The 1,520-nt window shown below is 66.6% G+C and carries 1 protein-coding gene; it reads left to right on the top strand.

Annotated features, from left to right (window positions below):
• Positions 1-59 precede the first annotated feature (59 nt).
• A complete protein-coding gene (locus FSY45_RS18090; protein ID WP_011517431.1) occupies positions 60-1,268 on the top strand; it encodes an IS4-like element ISBvi1 family transposase in 1,209 nt (402 codons plus the stop codon).
• Positions 1,269-1,520: the final 252 nt, after the last annotated feature.

Below are 1,520 nucleotides of genomic sequence, written 5' to 3'. Positions count from 1 at the left end.
CAATACTGTTCAGATAGTATTTTTAAAGCCATAATCCTCATCCATCGAAGCTTCAATGGATGAGGGTGATGGCCAGAACACGCAAGACGCTGCCGTCGAGAGTTGACGTTGCGCATTTGATCAGCGCCGGGGTGCTGGCCAGCGTGTGTCCACGGACGTTGATCGAAGAAGTGTTGGCCGAGACCGGCAAGGCCAGCCAGCGGGAGCGGCTGCTGCCCGCGCCGGCAGTGGTGTATTACGTGATGGCGCTGGCGCTGTGGCGCGAAGCGCCGCTGGAGGAAGTGCTGCGCGTGGTGTGCGAAGGCCTGCAATGGCTCGGCGGCGGCCACACTGAGGCGGTGCAGGCCAGCAAGTCCGCGATCTCGCAGGCGCGCAGCCGGCTGGGCCCCGAGGTCATGCGCCAATTGGCCGATCGGGTGCTGCGCCCGCTGGCCGCGCCGGGGGCGCCAGGGGCGTGGTACCGGGGATTGCGCGTGATGGCCCTGGACGGCAGCTGCATGGACGTGGCCGACGAGGCGGCCAACGCCAAGTTCTTCGGCTACCCGGGCGCCTCGCGCGGCCAAAGCGCCTTCCCGCAGGCGCGCGTTCTGGGCCTGGTGGAATGCGGCACGCACGCGGTGGTGGCAGCCGGCATCGCACCCTACGGCCACAGCGAGCAGGTCATGGCCGCCCAGTTGCTGCCCGCCAAGCTCACGCCCGAGATGCTGGTGCTGGCCGACCGCAACTTCTACGGCTTCAAGCTCTGGCAGACCGCCTGCGCTACGGGCGCCAAGCTGGCCTGGCGGGTCAAATCCAACCTCAAGCTGCCGGTAGAGCAGATGTTGCCCGATGGCTCGTACCTGAGCCGCGTGTTCGACAGCGACGACCGCGCGCGGCGCGCAGGGCAAACGGTGCGTGTGATCGACTACGCGCTCGAGGGCTCGGCCACGCCGGCGCAGGGCAGCTACCGGCTGCTGACCAACCTCCTGGACCCCGATGCGGCGCCGGCCCTGGAGCTGGCCGCGCTGTACCACGAGCGCTGGGAGATCGAGGGGGTGTTCGATGAGTTCAAGACGCATTTGCGCGCCAACAGCACGGTGCTGCGCAGCAAGACGCCCGAGCTGGTGCAGCAGGAGCTGTGGGGGCTGCTGCTGGCGCACTTTGCGATTCGCCAGTTGATGGCGCAGGCGGCCTGGGCGCGCGAACTCGATCCGGATCGCCTGAGCTTCATGCACGCCGTGCGCGTGATCAAGCGCAAGATGCCGCAAGCTGCGGCCGTTTCCCCCTGAGCGTTTGCCTGCCTGGCGCGAGGCCCTGCTGGCCGAGATCGCGCGCGGGCGCTGCGTGAGCAGTCGTGGGCGCCTGAACCCGCGCGGCGTCAAGCGCAAGATGAGCAACTTCAATGTTCGGCATCGCGGCGCAGCGCTCCATTTGCGGCATCAGCCAGTGCCGGTGCTTCGTATCTGAACAGTATTTCGGTTAAACAGGAGTTGCATATTGACGCACAGGCTGTTGATTTCCACGCAGAACTGACCCGCCGA

The sequence above is a fragment of the Comamonas sp. Z1 genome, from assembly GCF_008121555.1.
Taxonomy (GTDB): domain Bacteria; phylum Pseudomonadota; class Gammaproteobacteria; order Burkholderiales; family Burkholderiaceae_C; genus Comamonas; species Comamonas thiooxydans.
This window is presented reverse-complemented; position numbering and strand designations above follow the sequence as displayed.

What these genes read in the sequence shown, in the direction of transcription:
- FSY45_RS18090 (WP_011517431.1), top strand. Translation starts at nt 60, where the DNA reads ATGAGGGTGATGGCCAGAACACGCAAGACGCTGCCGTCGAGAGTTGAC.